Annotated in this window: 17 protein-coding genes; 6 read left to right on the forward strand and 11 right to left on the reverse strand. The window is 31.1% G+C overall.

Translation table 11 applies throughout. The annotated features are described in order from the left end of the window. Positions 1 to 113: 113 nt before the first annotated feature. The 3 genes from DQN46_RS06065 (at position 114) to DQN46_RS06075 (ending at position 2412) form a co-directional block, all read left to right on the forward strand. Positions 114 to 848 carry an ATP-binding cassette domain-containing protein gene (locus DQN46_RS06065; RefSeq protein ID WP_111743361.1) on the forward strand — a complete coding sequence of 245 codons (735 nt, stop codon included), beginning with the start codon at positions 114 to 116 and terminating at the stop codon, positions 846 to 848. Beyond that, positions 841 to 1512: a methionine ABC transporter permease gene (locus tag DQN46_RS06070; RefSeq protein ID WP_111743362.1), complete on the forward strand. Its 672-nt coding sequence runs from the start codon at positions 841 to 843 to the stop codon at positions 1510 to 1512. Before DQN46_RS06065 ends, DQN46_RS06070 begins: the two co-directional genes overlap by 8 nt. A gap of 87 nt (positions 1513 to 1599) precedes the next feature. Next, the gene (locus DQN46_RS06075) at positions 1600 to 2412 is read left to right on the forward strand and encodes a MetQ/NlpA family ABC transporter substrate-binding protein (RefSeq protein WP_004632706.1); all 813 of its coding nucleotides are present in this window, start codon (positions 1600 to 1602) and stop codon (positions 2410 to 2412) included. Between the two features lie 136 nt (positions 2413 to 2548). Here the strand turns inward: DQN46_RS06075 and DQN46_RS06080 are convergent, their stop codons facing one another. Genes DQN46_RS06080 through malQ form a run of 4 tightly spaced genes read right to left on the reverse strand, consistent with a single transcriptional unit; the run spans position 2549 to position 8716 of the window. Continuing rightward, positions 2549 to 4132: an alpha-glucoside-specific PTS transporter subunit IIBC gene (locus tag DQN46_RS06080; protein WP_111743363.1), complete on the reverse strand. Its 1584-nt coding sequence runs from the start codon at positions 4130 to 4132 to the stop codon at positions 2549 to 2551. Between the two features lie 19 nt (positions 4133 to 4151). After that, entirely contained in the window at positions 4152 to 4946 is a 795-nt protein-coding gene (locus tag DQN46_RS06085) for an endonuclease/exonuclease/phosphatase family protein (RefSeq protein WP_111743742.1), read from the reverse strand. Between the two features lie 22 nt (positions 4947 to 4968). Next, positions 4969 to 7224: a glycogen/starch/alpha-glucan family phosphorylase gene (glgP, locus tag DQN46_RS06090; protein ID WP_111743364.1), complete on the reverse strand. Its 2256-nt coding sequence runs from the start codon at positions 7222 to 7224 to the stop codon at positions 4969 to 4971. A gap of 1 nt (position 7225) precedes the next feature. After that, positions 7226 to 8716 carry a 4-alpha-glucanotransferase gene (gene malQ / locus DQN46_RS06095; RefSeq protein WP_111743365.1) on the reverse strand — a complete coding sequence of 497 codons (1491 nt, stop codon included), beginning with the start codon at positions 8714 to 8716 and terminating at the stop codon, positions 7226 to 7228. Between the two features lie 230 nt (positions 8717 to 8946). Between malQ and DQN46_RS06100 the strand changes: the two genes are divergently transcribed. Continuing rightward, a complete protein-coding gene (locus DQN46_RS06100; RefSeq protein WP_111743366.1) occupies positions 8947 to 9654 on the forward strand; it encodes a UTRA domain-containing protein in 708 nt (235 codons plus the stop codon). A gap of 87 nt (positions 9655 to 9741) precedes the next feature. Here DQN46_RS06100 and DQN46_RS06105 read toward each other — a convergent pair whose 3' ends face one another. The 7 genes from DQN46_RS06105 to DQN46_RS06135 form a co-directional block, all read right to left on the reverse strand. Continuing rightward, positions 9742 to 11091: a glucose-6-phosphate isomerase gene (locus DQN46_RS06105; RefSeq protein WP_004632716.1), complete on the reverse strand. Its 1350-nt coding sequence runs from the start codon at positions 11089 to 11091 to the stop codon at positions 9742 to 9744. 22 nt (positions 11092 to 11113) lie between these two features. Beyond that, positions 11114 to 12097 carry a gluconeogenesis factor YvcK family protein gene (locus DQN46_RS06110; RefSeq protein WP_004632717.1) on the reverse strand — a complete coding sequence of 328 codons (984 nt, stop codon included), beginning with the start codon at positions 12095 to 12097 and terminating at the stop codon, positions 11114 to 11116. 3 nt (positions 12098 to 12100) lie between these two features. Further along, positions 12101 to 12961: an RNase adapter RapZ gene (gene rapZ, locus DQN46_RS06115; protein WP_004632718.1), complete on the reverse strand. Its 861-nt coding sequence runs from the start codon at positions 12959 to 12961 to the stop codon at positions 12101 to 12103. Positions 12962 to 13140: 179 nt separating this feature from the next. Then, entirely contained in the window at positions 13141 to 15570 is a 2430-nt protein-coding gene (locus DQN46_RS06120; RefSeq protein WP_111743367.1) for a transglycosylase domain-containing protein, read from the reverse strand. 337 nt (positions 15571 to 15907) lie between these two features. Beyond that, positions 15908 to 18544: a pyruvate, phosphate dikinase gene (gene ppdK / locus DQN46_RS06125; protein WP_111743368.1), complete on the reverse strand. Its 2637-nt coding sequence runs from the start codon at positions 18542 to 18544 to the stop codon at positions 15908 to 15910. Between the two features lie 149 nt (positions 18545 to 18693). Then, complete coding sequence (locus tag DQN46_RS06130) at positions 18694 to 19503, reverse strand: pyruvate, water dikinase regulatory protein (protein WP_111743369.1); 810 nt, start codon at positions 19501 to 19503, stop codon at positions 18694 to 18696. A 1-nt stretch (position 19504) separates the two neighbouring features. After that, positions 19505 to 20122, reverse strand: coding sequence for a CBS domain-containing protein (locus DQN46_RS06135; protein ID WP_111743370.1), 618 nt, complete (start codon positions 20120 to 20122; stop codon positions 19505 to 19507). 237 nt (positions 20123 to 20359) lie between these two features. On the opposite strand from DQN46_RS06135, the gene DQN46_RS06140 reads away from it, so the two are divergent. Both DQN46_RS06140 and DQN46_RS06145 read left to right on the forward strand, forming a co-directional pair. Further along, positions 20360 to 20962 (forward strand): hypothetical protein, encoded by a 603-nt coding sequence (locus DQN46_RS06140; RefSeq protein ID WP_111743371.1) that lies wholly within the window; start codon positions 20360 to 20362, stop codon positions 20960 to 20962. Between the two features lie 12 nt (positions 20963 to 20974). Then, positions 20975 to 21112: an LPXTG cell wall anchor domain-containing protein gene (locus DQN46_RS06145; RefSeq protein WP_111743372.1), complete on the forward strand. Its 138-nt coding sequence runs from the start codon at positions 20975 to 20977 to the stop codon at positions 21110 to 21112. Positions 21113 to 21137: the final 25 nt, after the last annotated feature.

Below are 21137 nucleotides of genomic sequence, written 5' to 3' on the forward strand. Positions count from 1 at the left end.
TTATAATAATTATTTTAAAGTGTATTCAGTGAAGAATGAAAAAATTAATACATATAGTATCTTTTTCTTGAACTCCTTTTCAAAAAGTGGTATATTCTTCCTTGGAGGTTATTATGATAGTTCAATTAAAAAACATATCCAAACAATATAAAGATGCTAAGTTTAAACTTCAAAATATTTCTTTTGATATAAATAAGAAAGAAGTTATTGGAATTATTGGGCGTAATGGTACTGGAAAAAGCACTATTTTGAAAATGATTAATGGCATTGTCAACTATGATAGCGGTGATATTCTTTATAAGAATCAATCTCTTAGTGAACTGACTCCAGCTACTCTTAGACAAACTAGAAAAAATCTTGCTTATATATTTCAACATTCTAATCTTATTGATAACAAAAGTGTATATTATCATTTAAGCCTGGTATATAAATTAAATAAAGTCCCTGTTGATAAAAAGAAGGTAAATTATATCCTTGAGTTTATGAATATATCCCGTCTAAAAGACAGTCTTTGTGGTAGTCTTAGCGGTGGCGAACAGCAAAAAGTAGCTATTGCTATGGCACTTCTTCAAGAACCTGAAGTATTACTTTGCGATGAGATTAGTTCAGCACTCGACACCAATAGTGAAAAAGAAATTTTTACACTGTTAAACAAACTACGAGAAACATCAGATATCTCTATAGTAATGATTTCTCACAGTTTATCTTTACTTAAAAACTTCTGCGATAAAGTAATTATCATCGATGATTCTACAATTAAAGATATTATTATACCTAACAAAGATATTAAAGATGATTACGACAGCAATTATTATAAGTATGTAAAGGAGTTTTTATTGGATGATTGATTTATTCTTAAAAAATTATGATGGTATAGTAAAAGCTTTTTGGGAAACAAATTATATGATGGGAATTTCTATGGTTACAGTTTTTGTAATCTCTATGCCACTAGGTATTCTATTATTTTCACTTAATAAAGATTATTTACTGAAAAATAAAGCATTATATGAAGGGCTTAGTATTTTCTTAAATGCTCTTCGCAGTGTCCCCTTCTTAATATTTGTATTTATATTAATACCTGTCAATAGATTTTTATTTAAAACGTCATTTGGTAATATTGCAGCTATTTTACCTTTAACACTCGTTGGAGTTAGCTTATATGCTCGTTTTGTAGAGCAAGCATTGCTGAATGTTCCTCAAAAAATTATTGATAGAGCTATTAGTATGGGAGCTACGAAATTCCAAATTATTAGATACTTTCTCTTACCAGCAACAGTCGGAAATTTAATTTTATCCTTTACCTATACAACCATTAGCTTGTTAGCATATACCACTGTAATGGGTGTTATTGGGGCTGGCGGATTAGGTGAATTTGCCTTCAGGTATGGCTATCAAGAATACGATTATAATCTTATGTATTTAATTGTACTTATATTTATTATATATGTATTTATTATTCAAACAATTGGTTATGGATTAGCCAAAAAATTCACAGGTAAAAAAGAAAAATAATTTTATTGAACTATTTTATAAACATATATTCCTATAAATAAGTATTCAAACACCTCTAAACTTATAAACAATCTAAGGAGACAAAAAATGAAAAAATTACTATCAATTTGCGCAAGTTTATTAGCGCTTGTATTAGTATTAACCGCTTGTTCAAGCAAAACTGAAACTAAAAAAGAAAATGTTACTATCAAAGTAGCTTCTCATACTGCACCTATGACAGATATGCTAGAGATGATTAAAGACGATTTGAAAAAAGAAGGATATAACCTTGAATTAGTTAAAGTATCTGATAATGTTCAAGCTAACGTTGCATTAAATAATAAAGAAGTAGATGCAAACTTCTTCCAACACAAACCATTTATGGAGCAATTTAACGCAAAAAACAAAGGTAATTTAGTTGCGGTTCAACCTATTTACAATGCAACTGTTGCTTTCTATTCAAAAGATATTAAAGACATTAAAGATCTTAAAAACGGAGCTGATGTAGCTATTCCATCTGATCCAACAAATATGGCACGTGCTTTACGCCTATTAGATCATGGTAAAGTTATCACACTTAAAGATCCAAATAGTTATACTGTAACTGTAGATGATATTAAAGAAAATCCAAAAAATCTTAAATTCTCACCTATTAGTTTACTTAACTTAAATGAAGCATATAAAGAAAAAGACCTAGTATTCAACTACCCTACTTATATTGCTAAATTAAACCTTACACCTGGTAAAGATGGACTTCTAGTTGAAGATGAAAAAGATTCTACTTTTGCAGTAAGTTTAGTTGCACGTGAAGATAATAAAGACTCTGATGCAGTAAAAGCTCTTAAAAAAGCTCTTGCTAGTGAAAAAATTAAAAACTTCATTAATGAAAAACTAAAAGGACACGCAACTCCTGCATTTTAATTTTAACTCTTACTCATAAAGATTTTTTACCACTATTTCCTTAAAGTTAGATTAGAAGTCTAGCTTTAAGGATTTTTTTTCACTCTAAATAAACATAGAAAAAACGAGTCTTTCGACTCGTTTTCTTATTACTTTTCTATTTTAATAATTTTTCAAATGCTTCTCTTACTTGTCCTACAGAGAATCCAATAATTACTTGAATAGCTTTACCATTACGCGCAACTCCAAGAGCTCCAGATTGTTTAATAAAGTTATCATCTTTTACTAAGCTTTCATCTTGTACATTAACACGTAATCTTGTTACACAGTTAGTTACATCAACGACGTTATCTTTTCCACCTAAACCTTCTAAAATAATTGCTGCTTGATCCGCATAAGCTGTAGCATCATCAACAACTTCTGTTTTAGCTGCTTCTTTACCTCTTTCACGGTATTCTTGTTTAGAGTAAAGTTTAGTTTCAGCATCATCTTCTTCACGACCTGGTGTGTTTAAGTTGAATTTAAGAATCATAAATCTAAACACGAAGAAGTAAATTACTGAGAATATTAATCCTATTATAATTTGAACAAACATTTGTCCAGAGTGATTTTTGAACATTGGTAGCCAGTTAAGTGCTAAGAAGTCGATTAATCCACTTCCGAAGTTACCTACAACTCCAAATTGATACATAGTTGCTGACATTGCTGCTCCTAATACTGCGTGAGTAGCGAATAACATTGGAGCTGCGAATAAGAATGTAAACTCGATTGGTTCAGTAATTCCTGTTAAGAAACCAGTAAGAGCTGCTGGGATTAATAACCCTGCTACAACCTTTTTCTTTTTATCTTTAGCTGTAACATACATAGCTAAAGCTGCTGCTGGTAAACCAAATACTTTTGAGTTACCGTGTAATGAGAATCCACCTTGTGGGAATAACTCTTTTAATGGAGTTGTGCTTTGAGAGAACTCTTTAATATGTTGCACCCAGTACGCTGTAATTCCATTTTCTACTGCTGCTGGTCCAAACATAAATGGTCCATAGATGAAGTGGTGTAATCCTGTTGGGATTAAAATTCTTTCTAAGAAAGTATAAGTAAATACTCCAGCAATTCCAGATACTTTTAAGAATCCTTGTAAAGCAGCAATTCCTAATTGAACTTTTGGCCATAAAAGAGCTGTTAAAAATGCAGCTGGAATCATTAAAATAAATCCTATTAAAATAACAAATGTTGAACCTTGGAAAATTCCTAATAACTCAGGAAGTTTTTTATCAAAGTATTTGTTGTGAATCCAAACTGAAATTGATGCAATAATGATAGAACCGATAATTGAAGTATCTAGTGTGATTGCTCCAGCGATTCTAGTTAAACCTGTTGGTAATTTTAAAGCTGGCGTTACATCCACTCCGAAGAATGGGAATACTGTTAAGAACCCATTGATGAAGTAGTTAAAAATCATATAAATTAAGAACGCTTCTAATGCTGCACGCCCATTTGCTTTTTTAGCAAGACCAATCGGAATACCAAGAGCGAAAACTACTGGCATTTGGTTAAAGATTGTCCATCCACCTTGTTCTATTACGAACCAGAAGTTGTACCAAAGTGTCCCTTCTGTCGCAATGCTCCCTACTAAGTTAGGGTTTTTAAAGATTGAAGTTAATCCTACTACTAATCCGAAGAATGCGAATATAATAGATGGCATTAACATAGCGCCTCCAAAACGCTGAATTTTTTGTAACATAACATTTTCCTCCTTTTATTTATTTTTCTGCTAATGTTACTTCTAAGCCATTATGGTCAGAAATTATTGGATAATTTACATTATTAAAGATAACATAACTTTCTTCAACATTTAATTTTTTGTTAGAAAATATATAATCCAATTTCTTCTGACACATAGAATCTTCCCAACCACTGATATTTTTATACACGGTAACTCCTTTATCTTTTTTTAGAGCCATTTCATAAGTATCAAATAAACCTTGTTCAAGTATAGCTTTATATTCATCTACTTGATTAAAGTAATCTGTATTGAAATCTCCCATAAAAATTTTAAGATTTGTATTATCTGTATAATTTACTAAGTTGTAAAGATTTTGTTCTATGTCTTCTCCTTTACAAGTTGGCAAGTTCATATGACAACTGTAAAATTCTACAATTTCATCATTTATTTTTAAATCTACTTTTAAAATTTTTCTTGATTCTATAGAGGTCACGGTTTGTTGTGCCGTACAGTAAAAATCCTCTACGGCAACAACGTCACCTTTAGCTAAGATTGCTAAGCCCTCTTCAAATTTATCAAAACCAATATGTGAGTAAGTCCAATAATATTTATATCCTTGCTCTCCATATTCATTTATTTTATCTAATAATAATTTTCCGAAATTGTCTTCTCTAATCCCTAGTTCTATAAGTTCACTACTAATCAATTGGTTTACTTCTTGCATCGCTATCACGTCATATTTTTTTTCTACGATAGTTTTCGCTAAAATATTCAATTTTTCTAGTTGATTTTCTTCTAACCAACTATGAACATTTATTGTTAGTAGTTTCATAGTTACATCCTCACTATTTTTTCTATTTATTCCAAATTTCTTCATTGTACTGAGTAATTGTACGGTCTGATGAGAAGAATCCTGCTTTAGCTATATTAACAATTACTTTTCTTAACCATAAGTCACGATCTTCATAATCTGCTAACATCTCTTCTTTTTTCGCATAATACTCTTCAAAATCAATAAGTGTCATGAACCAGTCTTTGTTTAATAGTTCATTGTACAATCTTTCTAATCTTTCTTTATTTCCAAGTTTTACTAAATCTTCTGAAATAATAAAGTCAACTACTTCTTTTACTCCATCTTTATTGTAGTAATCTTTTGAAACATACCCAGCAGTTTCATATAGTTTGATAATCTCATCACTTTCTTTACCGAAAATATAGATATTCTCACGTCCAACAAGCTCATCAATCTCTACATTAGCACCATCTAATGTTCCAAGTGTTAATGCTCCATTTAGCATAAATTTCATATTACCTGTTCCACTAGCTTCTTTTGATGCTAGTGAGATTTGTTCAGAAATATCTGTCGCTGGAATTAATTTTTCTGCAACACTTACGTTGTAGTTTTCAACTAAGTATACATTTAAGTATTTATTTACTTCTGGATCATTATTAATTAACTCTGATAGACATAAAATTAAATGAATGATATCTTGTGCTATGACATATGCTGGAGCAGCTTTACCACCGAAAAATACTGTAATTTTACGTTTTGGTAATTTTCCATTTTTAATATCAAGATATTTTTTTATTACATATAAAGCGTTCATTTGTTGACGTTTATATTCATGGAATCTCTTGATTTGAGTATCGATAATACTATTTTCATCTAACTCAATTCCTTGTGTTTCTTTCAAGTATTCTTTTAGAATAAGTTTATTTTCGTGTTTAATTTCTTCTAATTTAGCTGCTACTTCTTTACTATCAACAAAAGCTAATAGTTTTTCTAATTTAGTTGCATCTGTTAAATACTCATCACCAATTAGTTCTTTTAAGTACGCTGCTAATGGTCTATTAGAAAACTCTAACCAACGTCTAAATGTGATACCATTAGTTTTGTTGTTGAATTTCTCTGGATATAACTCATAGAAATGTTTTAATTCAGAGTTCTTAAGAATTTCTGTGTGTAAGTAAGCAACTCCGTTTACACTATTTGAGAAGTGAATATCCATGTTTGCCATATGTACACGATTATATTTATCAATGATTTGAATGTCTTCACCTTCATATTTAGAACGTATTACTGCATCTAATTTCTTAATAATTGTTACTAAATGCGGCACTACTTCTTCTAAAAATTCTAATGGCCATTTTTCTAATGCTTCAGCCAAGATAGTATGGTTTGTATATCCTGTCATTTTTTGGACGATTGAGTATGCTTCTTCAAACTCAATTCCATAATTTTCTATCATAAGACGAATAAGTTCTGGAATTACCATACTTGGATGCGTATCATTAATTTGAACATACGCGTATTCATATAAATCATGAATATTGCTTCCTTTAGCACGAGCTTCATCAATAATTAATTGTGCCGCATTTGATACCATGAAGTATTGTTGATAAATACGTAAAAGTTCACCATTTCTATCACTATCATCTGGATATAAGAACAATGTTAAATTTTTCTTGATATCTGTTTTATCAAAACTAATTCCTTCGTTAATAATCGAACTATCGATTGAATCAATATCAAATAAGTTTAGATAGTTTTTAGTCTCTTTTTTATAACCAAGGACATCAATTCGTTTTAATGATGATGTTAGACTAAAGTTTTTAAATGGTACTGTATATTTTACATCAGTATCTATTAACCAAGAATTATCTTCAATCCAGAAGTTTGGTTCTGCATGTTGTTCATTTTTAGAAAATACTTGTTTAAATAAACCACAGTGGTAATTTAATCCTACACCATCTCCGTTAATTCCTAAAGAAGAGATAGAATCAATAAAACATGATGCTAAACGTCCTAACCCTCCATTACCTAATGATGGCTCTAATTCTACTTCTTCAACTTCACTTAGACGTTTATTTGCTGCTGCTAATTCTTTTTCAACTTCGTCATATATTCCAAGATTTATTAAATTATTTGATAATAATTTACCAATTAAAAATTCTGCAGAAATATAATAAACTTTTTTCTTATCGCTGTTTAATTCTTTTTTCTCAGCTTCTTCTTTTACATAGTTCAACAATTGAATATAAAGTTCTTTATTATTCAAATCACTTAGATTTTTTGTTGTTTTTTCTCGTACATAATTACTAAAAGTCATATTATCCTCTCTCTCTTGCATATAGTTTTGTAATATTTTTCAAGAACTCTTTTCGTTCTGAAGTTAGGTCCTCTTCTAACATTCTCCATTCCCAGTTTCCTCCAACTGTAGATGGAATGTTCATTCTACTAGTAGTATCTTTATCTAGTAAATCTTGCATTGTTACAATCGCATAGTCACTTACTGATGAATAAATTCCTCGAATCATTGCTTCTGTAATTTTTTCACCATCTCGACGGTTTAAATAAGTATCAACAAACTCTTTTCCTTTTTCATCCAATTCAGCATACCAACCGTTAACTACATCATTATCATGTGTCCCAGTGTATGCTACACTATTTTGCGTATAATGATGTGGACGGTCTAAGTTGTCTTCTCCAGGAAACGCAAATTGAAGAATCTTCATACCTGGATAAGTAGAATCTTCTAGAAGTTTTTCGGCTTTAGCATCGATAAATCCAAGATTTTCTGCAATAATTGGTAAATCTCCTAATTCTGCTTTTATTTTTTCAAATAGTTCAATACCAGGTCCTGCTTCCCAAGTTCCTATAGCTGCTATTTCAGCATTACTGTCTATTTGCCAGTAATCAGAAAATCCTTTGAAGTGATCTATACGAAGCACATCATACATTTTGAAACTTTCTTGAACTCGATATACCCACCAAGAATAATTTTGTTCTCTATGTTTTTCCCAATTATAGATTGGATTCCCCCAAAGTTGACCAGTAGGGCTAAAATCATCAGCAGGGCATCCTGCTACATAAAGAGGTTCATTATCTTCATTCACCTTGAATAGTTCTGGCATTGTCCACATTTCTACACTATCAGCACTAACATATATTGGCATATCTCCAATAATTTTAATTCCTTTTGAGTTTGCGTAATTCTTAAGAGCTAACCATTGTTTGAAGAAAAAGTACTGCGTTATTGTGTAATAACGAATACTATCTTGTAGCTCTATACGATATTTTTCGCGGGCACTTATTTCAGCACGTTTTATATCCTCATCCCAATGAATGAAGCTTTGATAACCAAAACTTTCTTTAATTGCCATATATTCAGCATAATCAACTAACCAGCTTGCATTTTCTTTTTCAAATTTCTCAATTTCGGCTAAAACTTTATCGCTTTTAACAACATTAGCGACCGCTTTTTCTAAAATTGGTCTTCTCGCATCAAACAGTAATCCATAGTCTACTTTTTCTGGATTATCTCCAAAGTTAACTCCTTCATAGTCTACTTTTTCTAAAAGACCTTCTTCTTCTAATAAGTCGAAGTCAATTAGATTTAAATTCCCTGCCACTGCAGAAAAACTTTGATAAGGAGAATCTCCGTAACTCGTTGTTGTTAGTGGTAAAAGTTGCCAATATGTTTGTTGAGTCTCTTCTAAAAAATCAACAAAATCATAAGCGCTTTTCCCAAATGTTCCAATACCTTGTTTCCCAGGTAGTGATGTAATATGCATCAATACCCCACTTGAACGTCTTCTCATTTTCGTCTCCTCCGTAAAATTTTACAACTTATAATTACTTTAACTACTTAACAATAATTATTATAATAAAACCGTTTCATCTTGTCAATACATTTAGGTAATTCTTTTATTTTTTTCTTCTGACATATCCGTAAATGTTAGATTTTTATAAAGAGATTTATGTTACTCTTGATTTTTTATGACTATACGTTTATAATAGTAAGATGAAATTTTAGAAAGGTTTAGGGAGTATGAGTAAATATAAGCAAGTCTATAATGATATCAAAGGAAAAATTGATACACGTTTCTATAAACGTAATACTGAATTGCCTAGTGAAAATGACTTAGTAAGAGAATATGGTTATTCAAAAGATACAATAAGAAAAGCATTATCACTTTTAGAATTAGATGGATATATACAAAAAATAAAAGGAAAAAATTCTTTAATTCTAGGACATGGACGTATTAAAAACAATTATTTAGGAAATATTAAAACTTCAGCAGAATTAAATATAGATGGAAAATACGAAATAAAAACAAACCTTGAAAGCCTATATATAATTCAAGGTGATAAAAGAATTATGGATATCTTTGGCGCAAATGAAAGCAATGATTTTTATCGCGTCAGTCGAAGCAGAACAATTAATGGAGAACGACTTGAGTATGAAGTTTCATATTTTGATCGTTCATTAGTCCCTTTTTTAAATAAAGATATAGCAGAAAATTCAATTTATAAATATTTAGAAACTGAACTTGGTCTTAATATCACACATTCACGTCGTGAAATTTCATTCAGATATGCTACTGATGAAGAAAAACAACATATGGATCTTGGAATCTATGATATGGTTGCTGTTGTTGAAAGTATTACTTACTTATCGAATGGTAATATTCTTCAATACGGTGTTTTAAGTTACCGTCCAGATAAATTCACCTTTGTTACAATGGCAAAAAGATAACACAAAAAACTAATCAAACACACCTCAAATATTAGACTTTTCTCAAGTCCAATCTTCGAGGTGTGTTTTAAATTTATTTATTAGCTTCTATTTTAATCTTTCTTCTAATTCTGCTTTTAATTCTTCGAATCCTGGTTTTCCTAGAAGTGCAAACATATTTTTCTTATATGCTTCTACTCCTGGTTGGTCAAATGGATTTAATCCTTGCATATATCCAGAGATACCTACTGCTTTTTCAAAGAAGTATACTAAGTATCCGAATGTAAACTCACTCATATCTGGAAGTTCAACTACAAAGTTAGGTACTCCTCCATCTGTATGCGCAAGTAATGTACCTTCAAATGCTTTTGTATTGACAAAATCCATAGTTTTTCCTGCCAGGTAATTAAGCCCATCAAGATTATTTTCAGCTTCTTTAAGTTCTATATCTTTGTTTGGAGTTTTAACTTTTAAGATTGTTTCTAAAAGAATACGACGTCCTTCTTGAACATATTGTCCCATTGAGTGTAAGTCTGTTGAAAAGCATACACTTGATGGATATAATGCTTTTCCATCTTTACCTTCAGACTCTCCATAAAGTTGTTTCCACCATTCATTAAAGTAAACCATTGACGGCTCATAAGAAACTAAGATTTCAATTAATTTTCCTTTTTGTTGTAAAATGTTACGCATTACTGCATATTGGTATGCAATGTTTTTGCTTAAATCTGGTATAGAAAGTTCATCCTGTGCTAACTTAGCACCTGCCATCATTTTATCAATATCAACACCACTAACCGCGATTGGTAATAATCCAACAGCTGTAAGAACTGTAAAACGTCCTCCAACATCGTCAGGTACTACAAAAGTTTCATATCCTTCATCATCAGCAAGTGATTTTAATGCCCCACGTGCTTTATCTGTTGTTGCATAAATTCTTTCGCGAGCTCCTTCTTTTCCATATTTTTCTTCAAGTAATTCTTTAAAAATACGAAAAGCTATTGCTGGTTCAGTAGTTGTCCCTGATTTTGAAATTACATTTACTGAAAAATCTTTTCCAGTAGTTTTCAGGTAATTCACTAATTCTTGCGTATAAGTTGAAGAAATTGTGTGACCTACAAAAAATACTTGAGGAGTTTTGCGATCTTTTTCATAGAAGTTGTAAAAACTATCATTTAACATTTCTATAGCTGCACGAGCTCCTAAATAAGATCCACCTATTCCGATAACAACAAGCACATCAGAATTGTTTTGAATTTTTTTACTAGCTTCTTTAATACGTGCAAATTCCTCTTTATCATAATTAGTCGGTAATTCCAACCAACCTAAGAAATCATTTCCGATCCCTGTTTTGTTATGCAGCTGATTATGTGCAACTTTCACATAATCCTCCATATTTTTCACTTCTTGTTCATTAAAGAAATTTAACGCTTTCGAATAATCAAAATTTAAGTGCATTTTTGTTCTCCTTTGTTTGACTTTATCTCTTATTATAAATCATTGTTGGCTTGTCGTCTATAATATAATCATAAATTAATTCAGAAACTTTTTCTGCATTGTGTCTAATCACATTATTTTCAACGATTCCAACATCTCTATTTTCTATTAATTCAATTCCCAATTTATTTATTTCTTCATAGTCAATTCGAACAGCTTCTTGTTTTTCTTTGTGATATTTTTCTAAAACTTTCGAATCGAACTCACGTGAATTAGCAATAACTATATCGAAAATATTTTCTTCAACATGTTTATTTATAGCCTTTATATGATCTGAAACAGTATAATTATCCGTTTCACCATGTTGTGTCATGACGTTGCAAACATATATCTTTTTAGCTTCACTCTCGCGTATTCTTTCTGATACATTAGAAATTACTAAATTTGGAATTATAGATGTATATAGACTACCTGGCCCCATGATAATGTAATCCGCCTCTTCAATTGCTTTTAACACATCCTCATTAGGTCTGACTCTAGACGGGGTTATATAAACATGATCAATAATCCCACCGGCTTCAGTTATCGATGACTCACCACGAATAATTTCTCCAGTAGACAACACCGCATTAAGTGTTGCAATATCATTTGTTGTTGGTAATACCTTACCACGTACATTTAGTATTTTACTCATTACTTTTACCGCTGTTGTAAAATCACCATGAATATCCGTCATTGCAGCTAACATTAAGTTTCCTACTGGATGGCCTTTTACTTCTCCAGAGTCAAATCTATATTGAAACATCTTCTCCAAGTACGGCTCAACATCTGATAAAGCCGCTATAACATTCCTTATATCTCCAGGAGATGGAATATTCATATCACTTCTAATTTTTCCAGAACTTCCCCCATCATCTGCTACAGTAACTATTGCTGTTATATCCAGAGGATACTTCTTTAATCCTCTAAGAAGAACAGATAAGCCTGTTCCTCCACCTATAGTTACTACTTTTACTTTTGTTCTCATTTCCTACCTACCCTTGTCTATATCTCGATGTTCAAGATAAACTTTATATCCTAATTTCGAAATATCTTCATGTATTTTTCGAGCAATACTTACTGAGCGATGCTTCCCTCCAGTACAACCTATTGCAATCGCTACTTTATCTCGCCCTTCATACTGATACTTATCAATCATATAAACTATTAAATCTTTATATTTCTCATAAAATTCCTGTGTCATACTATCTGAAAAAACATAATCGAACACTTCTGCATCTTGTCCAGTTTTTTCACGAAGCTCATTTATATAAAATGGATTTTTTAAAAATCTAACATCCACTATGTTATCAGCATCAATGGGTAACCCATATTTATAACCGAAACTAGAGACCGTTATATGATAACTATCTTTCTTTTCTATTCCAAAATCTGCCAATATTTTTTGTTGCAAATCTTTTACCTTTAAATTAGTAGTATCATAAATGTAGTTTGCAATACCTTTAACTCCATCCATAGCGCGACGCTCTTGTTTTATACCTTCGAGAAGACTATATTCTGTCGATAATGGATGATTTTTTCTCGTTTCTTTATAACGATTAACCAAAACTTGATCTTCACTATCTAAAAAGATAATCTTTAAGTCAAAATATTCATTATGCTGAATTTTTTTAAATAATTCTTTTAAATCAACATGAAGATGCTTACTTCGAATATCTATACTAATAGCCGTTTTGTCTATCTCTTTTTCTTCAATTATACGTAAAAAATCCTCAACTAAAAGTCCAGGTAGATTATCTGTACAAAAATATCCTTGACTTTCAAAAATACTTAACGCTGTATTCTTACCTGCTCCACTTATTCCCGTAATTATTACTAATTTTTTTTTCATAGCTTCACATCCATCTTATAATATATCTGCATCATTCAACAATTTGATGTATTTTCTAGATAATCATCAAATTCTAATTTCTATTGTACACTAAAAAAAAACTTTTGTGTAGTATTTTCAAAATTAAAAAAGATTAACTCTATCACATATTATATATAATAGAGCTAATCTCTTATCCTTTATCCATTATTTGAATTATTGTTATTTCTGTTTGATCTATTATTAGAAGCGGTATTTCCACTATTATTTGAGTTGTTATTTCTATTGTTCGTCGTGTTAGAATCTTTATCATCGTTATCTGAATTATTATTCTCAGAACGATTTCTTTCTTCTTGCGCTCTTCTTTGCTGCTCTTCTATTTGACGGCGTTCACTATCTGAAATAACCCTTACACCACCATCTATTGAACCAACATTTCCTGGAACATTAAATCCTTTAGGCGGATGAATACGAACTATATTTTGCATATTCAATCTATATAACATTTGTGTTCTTTGTGTATCTTGTTGTGTCATAAATTTAGTTGGTCCATCAATAGCATCAAACCCTTGCCATACAGCTAAAGTATAATTACTCGTGTATCCTATTGTCCAAGAATCTTTTGAATAGTTATTTATATCAAAGCCATATTTTTGTGCTTCAGCTTCACCAAAAGTTGTAGTTCCTGTTTTAACCGCCATATCTGCTCCACTTATACGTGCATAAGCTGCTGTCCCATTAACTACGTTACGTAACATTGATGTTATTATATACGCTGTAGACTCTTTGATAACTCTCTTTCTGTCATCAGTACTAAAACTCTTTATCTCTGTACCTTCACTGTCATAAACTTTTTTAATAGCTTTTGGCGTCGCATAATATCCTCCATTGCTGAATGGTACATAGGCTGCAGCCATTTGAAGTGGTGAATAACCATCACTACTTCCTCCTATCGGCGTTGTTATAGAATCATCTTTTACTTCCATGCCTACATTAGCTGCATATTGCTTAACTCTTTCAAATCCAACTTGCTGATATGCTTTAATCGCTGGTATATTATATGACCATGTTAATGCATTATTCATCGTAATATTACCATGGTATTGTCTATCCCAGTTTTGAATTTGAGTGCCAGGTATTGCTTTATCTTCTATTGTTTGCCCTGATCCCCAATTTAAGTACTCAATAGCTGGTCCATAAGCCAAAATTGGTTTAATTGATGATCCAGCTTGTAACTTCGCTTGCGTTGCTATATTATATCCATGGAAAGTCTGATTTTTCCCACCATATAAAGCCGCAATTCCACTATTTTCATTATTTAAAACAACCATCGATACATTACTTGCCTGTTTTATACCTACTAAATTACTACTCATACTTGTACTTAATGAATCTTGGATTTTCGGATCGAAATTAGTGTAAATCTTAAGTCCTAAGTTTAGCACGTCTCCTTCATAATCCTTATATTCTTTACTATTCTTAAGTTCTCTAACTATTTCATTCATATATGAAGTGTATTTACTATCAAACTCACTAGAAAGAATAACACGTTCATTTTCATTTCTTTTCACTATACCTGCAAGTACATCTGTGTTTTTAGCAGCAGTTGCTTCTTGTTCAGTAATTTTCCCGTGATATTGCATTAAATAAAGTACTGTATCACGACGTGTTTTAGCCGCTTCTGCATTATCATATGGATTATAAGTATTAGGATGTTGAGGTAATCCAGCAAGTAGTGCCATTTGCGGCAATGTTAATTGACTTAATTCTTTACCATAGTAATACTTCGCTGCTGTTTTCAATCCATAAACACCATCTGAATAATAAATTCTATTTACATACATAGTAAAAATAGACTCTTTATCATAATTTTGTTCTAATTTATAAGCTAAGTATGCTTCCTGAACTTTACGTTTTACACTCTTATTATCATCTAGAAACGTTCTTTTAATAAGCTGCTGTGAAATTGTAGATCCCCCTTGAGAACCAAAACCACTCGTAAGATTAGAAAAGACAGCTTTTACTAATCGGCGATAGTCTACTGCTCCATGTTCAAAGAATCTATTATCCTCCGTTGCTAATATTGCCTCCTGCATTTTTTCAGGAATATCAGATGCTTCTAAATTTTCACCAACTTGATTACCAAGTTTAGCTACCTCATTATTATTTACATCATAAACAACTGTCCTACTATTGTTATCTAATATTTTCGAATCAAAAGCTGGTGCTTGATAAATCCAAAATACACATAGTAAAAATATTGAAATGATAGCAATACTTGCGGCATATAGACCATATCTCAAAATTTTCAGCCATAGTCCTTTTTTCCCATTATTGAAATTTGGCTTACTTATTCTTCCTGGTGGTAGGGGTCTTCTTCCGTTAGGATTACCCCCTCTCCCTCCTAAACCATGTTGTCCTTGAGGTGAATTTGACGACGTTTGCTGACTACTTTTAAGTTTTTGAGCACGTCTTCTCATCACTTCTTCATTTATTGCTCGCCTTTGTTGTTCATTTGTTTTTGAACTATTAATATTTTTTCTAGATATATATCCACCTGGCATAACTGTCTTTTTCTCTGTTGAATGCTTATCTCTTCTCGATAAACGCTCGTTATTATTTTCTGCCATAACATATCCTTTCTTTACTTAATATTTAAACTTCCTATTCCTTTACTTCAACTTTTATTTCTAAAAATAAAAGTTCAATATACTAAACTAATTTTAATGTATATTGAAAAAAAAATCAATTTACTTAGCTAAATATTATTAATATTTGAAATTATTTAATGTATTTGTAATATAACGATACCTATGATTAAACTCATCTGCCTTTATCGCAAATTAGTTACTAAGTAGCACTTATCTATTAAATTATATTTATTTCACCTTATACTAAACTTAAAAAAGCGACTTTGAAAATCATCATTCAAAGTCGCTTTTACCTAGTTTATTAATTTATTGTTAATTATTTTGTTGAAGAAGCTTCTACATCCCCTATTGCTGCTTTAGCTGCTGCTATACGCGCAATTATTACACGATATGGAGAACAAGATACATAACCTAAACCTAGTTTAGAACATAGAAGAATTGATTTTTCATCTCCTCCGTGCTCTCCACAAATTCCAAGTTTAATAGCTGGTTTTGTCTCACGAGCTTTTTGAACCGCAAGTTGCATCAACTCTAGCACTCCACTTTCATCTAAATGAACAAAAGGATCAGATTCTAGAATATTTTTCTTTTTATAAATGTCGATAAATTTCTCGGCGTCATCTCTAGAATAACCGAAAGTAAGTTGTGTTAAGTCGTTTGTACCAAAACTGAAGAAATCAGCATGTTTTGCAATCTTATCTGCAATTAAGCATGCGCGTGGTATTTCTATCATAGTACCTACTTTATAATTAAACTCTGCATTATACAAATGAATCTCTTTTTCAACTAATTCTACTATTTGATCTCTAAGTGTTGACAATTCTTTCTCTAAACCTACTAGTGGAATCATAATTTCAACATTAACATCTATTCCTTCTTTTCTAGCTCTTATCGCTGCTGAACTAATAGCTTTAGCTTGCATTAGATAAATTTCCGGATAAGTAATACCTAAACGGCAGCCTCGGTGTCCCATCATCGGGTTGAATTCTGCAATACTAGCTACTTTAGATTTCAATTGAGATGCTGTTACATTTAGCTCTTCTGCTATAACTTCTATTGTTTTATCATCTTTTGGTAAAAATTCATGTAGAGGTGGGTCTAATAGACGAATATTAACTGATTTACCATTAGCAGCCTTAAATATTTTATAGAAATCTTCACTTTGAATTGGTTGTAATCTATCTAAGAATTTCACCCTTTCAGTTGTGTCAGCTGCTAAAATCATTTTTCTTACTAAGCTAATTCTATCTTCTTCAAAGAACATATGTTCCGTTCTGCAAAGTCCTATACCCTCAGCTCCAAACTCAAAAGCAACTTTTGCATCAATTTCATTATCTGCATTTGCAAAAACACTCATTTGACGAATTTCATCTGCCCAACTTAATAATTTTTTAAATCTTGAACTAAACGTTGCTTCAACCTTCTCAACTTCTCCAAGATAAACTTTACCACTACTTCCATCAACAGAAATTGTATCACCTTCACGTAAAACTAAGTCAGAAATTCTTAGAGTTTTCTCTTTGTAATCGATAATCATGTTTTGACATCCACAAACACAACATTTACCCATTCCGCGTGCTACTACAGCAGCATGTGATGTCATTCCACCTCTAAGAGTAACTATCGCTTCAGAACTAACCATCCCCTCAATATCTTCTGGAGAAGTTTCTTCACGAACTAAAACTACTGCTTCTGTTTTTGCAGCTTCTACTGCATCTTCTGCTGAAAAGTATATTTTACCTACAGCCGCACCTGGTGATGCTGCTAACCCTTGTGTCAGTTGTTTTGCACCTTTTAGACTTTTCTCTTCGAATGTTGCATGTAAAAGTTTATTAATTTCTTCAGTTCCTATTCTTAAAATAGCTTCCTCTTTAGTTATAACCCCTTCTTCTACTAAAGATACCGCTACTTCTACAACCGCATTAGGAGTTCTTTTCGCATTACGAGTTTGAAGGATATATAATTTTCCATCTTCAATTGTGAACTCGATATCTTGCATATCTTTATAATGTCTTTCCAGTTTTTTAGAGATGTCAACAAATTCTTCATAAAGATGTGGCATATCTTCTTCTAAAATACTAATATTTTTCGGAGTTCTAATACCTGCTACTACGTCTTCCCCTTGAGCATTTATTAAATATTCTCCAAAAAGTTTATCTTCACCTGTTACTGGATTTCTGCTGAATGATACTCCCGTACCACAATTATCTCCCATATTCCCAAATACCATTGCTTGAATATTAACAGCTGTACCCAGCTTATCGCTTATATTATGTAATCTACGGTAAACTTTAGCACGATTATTATTCCAAGACTTGAATACCGCCTCAACTGCAAGCATAAGTTGCTCTTTTACACTCATTGGGAAATCACGGCCTACTTCTTTTCTGTAAATAGCTTTGAATTCTTCAACTACTTTAAATAAGTCTTTTTCATTCATATCACTATCTTGTGCATAGCCATTTTCTGCCTTAACACGTGTTAAAACTTCTTCGAATTTGTATTTTTCAACGTTCATAACAACATCAGAAAACATTTGAATAAAACGACGATAACTATCATACGCAAAACGATAATTGTTATTTTTCTTCGCTAATACTATAGTAGTCTCATCATTTAATCCTAAGTTTAAGATTGTATCCATCATCCCTGGCATTGAGAACACTGCACCACTACGCACTGAAACTAACAATGGATTTTCTAAGCTACCTAATTTCTTCCCAATTTCTTTTTCTAGTGTTGCTAATTGGTCATTTATTTGTTTTAAAATTTCAGGTTTTATTCTTTCCCCATTTTCATAATAGCTATTACAGCTTTCTGTTGTAATAGTAAATCCAGGAGGTACATTTATCCCTAAGCTCTTCATTTCTGCAAGATTTGCACCTTTTCCTCCCAGTAAAGATCTCATATCTTTATTTCCTTCACTGAAATTATAAACATATTTTTTTGTCATTGCATTTTCCCCCATAAAATAATTTATATATATTTTTTAAAAAACTTTTATAATTTTTAATTATCAAATTATTTATAACAAAAGTGATTCTCCGTGTCACAATAAATAACTTTTCATCTTCCATTAATTAAAACAATTAATTATTTTGTTTAAACCTCAAGTCCTCTTTCTCTCATAATCCCAATAATTATTTCTGCTGTTTCCTCAATTGCTTTGTTATGCACATCGATTACAGGACACCCAATTTTTTCCATGATACCTAGTGCATATTCCAACTCTTCAAAGATTCGCATCTCATCCGTATAATCCGTCCCATGATTAACTCCAAGTGCTTTTAGTCGTTCTCCCCTCAACTTATTAAGCTGCTCCACAGAATTCGTTAATCCAACAATTTTACGTTTAGCCTCATACAATTCTTCCGGTAAAATTAGATCCTTGACTATCGGAACATTCATAACTTTAATATTTCTATTTGCTAAATATAAACTAAGTGGCGTCTTAGAAGTACGCGATACTCCCAAAATTATCACATCCGCTTCTTTAAACCCATTTATATCTTTGCCATCATCGTATTTTACAGCAAATTCTAATGCATCTACCCTTTTAAAATACTCTGCTCCCATTTTTCTAATTAAACCTGGATTATTCTCAGATTTAACTTTTAATTTTTCTTCAAAAATATTCAGCATATCACTTAATAGATCAATAACTTTAACATTTTTTTCTTCTGCAAGCTGTCTTGCATATTTTGCTAGTTCTTTATCTACTAATGTTTGGACAACTACATCATCTTCTGCTATATTTTCTATAATTGAAGCTATTCTTTCTTTTGTGCAAACATTAGAGTTTTTTAAAACTTTATATTTTACTTGGCCATAAGAAAACTGAATTAACGCAGCATCAACTACATCTTTCGCAGTATTACCTATGGAATCTGAAATTATGTGTACAGTTAACATTTTAACCCTCCAGTATCTCTAGTAATAATTTTATCAATGTAGTTTTTGAAACTTTACCTACGATTATCTTATTACCATTGTCCTCCCTGACAACCGGTAAACAGTCAATCTCATGCAAAATAATTTTCCTTAATGCATCACTTACTAATTCATCCTCATGAATATAAATTACATTAGGAACGCGTGTCATAGCAAGTGCTATAGGTAATGAATCAGCATCGGCATTTCTTGCTAGTTTCAACATATCTTTTCTAGAAGTAACTCCAACTAAATGATTCTCTTCATTAACTATAAAAATAGTGCCTACATCATAAATAAATAACTTCGATAATACTTCAGAATAACTTGCTGTACTTTTAGCTGTTATAGCTATCCCCATTATTTCTTTAACAGATTTCCTTTTTACTTCTTCTCTTTGCTCCCCTGGTAAAAAGTTATAATTGTAATAATATCCCACATTTGGTTTTGCCTCTAGCACTTCTAACATGCCAAGAACCGCTAAATCATTCCTAAGTGTAGATTTTCCTAAAGAGAGTCTTTCTGCAATTTCATCACTAGTAATTGGTTCAAACTCTTTTACTATTTCAATTATAGCTTTATGTCTCTCTGTTAATTTCATTGTTCCTCCTTTATTGTGTTTTACAACTATAATTATATAATATATTACACATTATTTCAAGATTAAAATTAAATAATGTGTAATATATCTGTTTTTATAACAAAATGTTGTGAAACTCAATATTTTTATTGTATTAAATTTTAATAAAGCAGCCCCTCTTGATTATTATTTGTAAAACTTAATTTATATTTAAAGATATATATGATATAATAAAATAAAAAAGTAATGAGGTGTATTATGTCAAAATTATCAAAACTTTTAATAATTGGTTCTGGAATCGCAGTAGCTAACTATTACACTAAAAACTCAGAAAAACTAGAAGAACATTTTAACTTTATAAAGAAAAAAGCAAAAGATTCATACGGTTATACTAGATGTATGATTCGTTATGCAGAAAAAAATGGAATTACTGAAGCCGCTGATTATTTATATAAAGATGCAATTAAAGTTGCCAATCGCACAAAAGATAAACTAACAGAAACATACAATGATGCTGTTGACTATGGAAAAAAGTTATCTGACAACGCATGTGAAATAAAAGAACACGCTAGTAATATCCGTGAGTATTCTGCCGAATTCAAGGAAAATCTAGGCTCTGCTAAAAAAGTTGCTGAAGAAATCAAACCGAATATTTCTAATTTTGTTGAAACTGCAAAACAAAAAGTTAATTCAATAAAAGAGAAAGTAGAAGATATTAAAGAAGATTTAGAAGCAGACAAAGTTAAAGAAAAAATCCAAACGTTCTCTGATAATGCAGAAAGAACAATAGAAGAAGTTAAAGAAAAAATAGAAACTGAAGTTTTAAAAGAAAGCACTGAAACAGAAAACAACGAACAATAGTGAGGTATATTTATGAATTTATTATCTATTGATACATTACCTAACACTGGTGAAGTAGTTAAAAATTATGGAGCGTATATAGGTATTGCTGTTATTCTCTTAGTTATAATCTTCCTTTTTTGGAAAAAGAAAAACAACAAAGATGAATAAACTTATTTATAAAACAAAAACCCTT

The organism is Gemella morbillorum, from assembly GCF_900476045.1.
Lineage (GTDB): Bacteria > Bacillota > Bacilli > Staphylococcales > Gemellaceae > Gemella > Gemella morbillorum.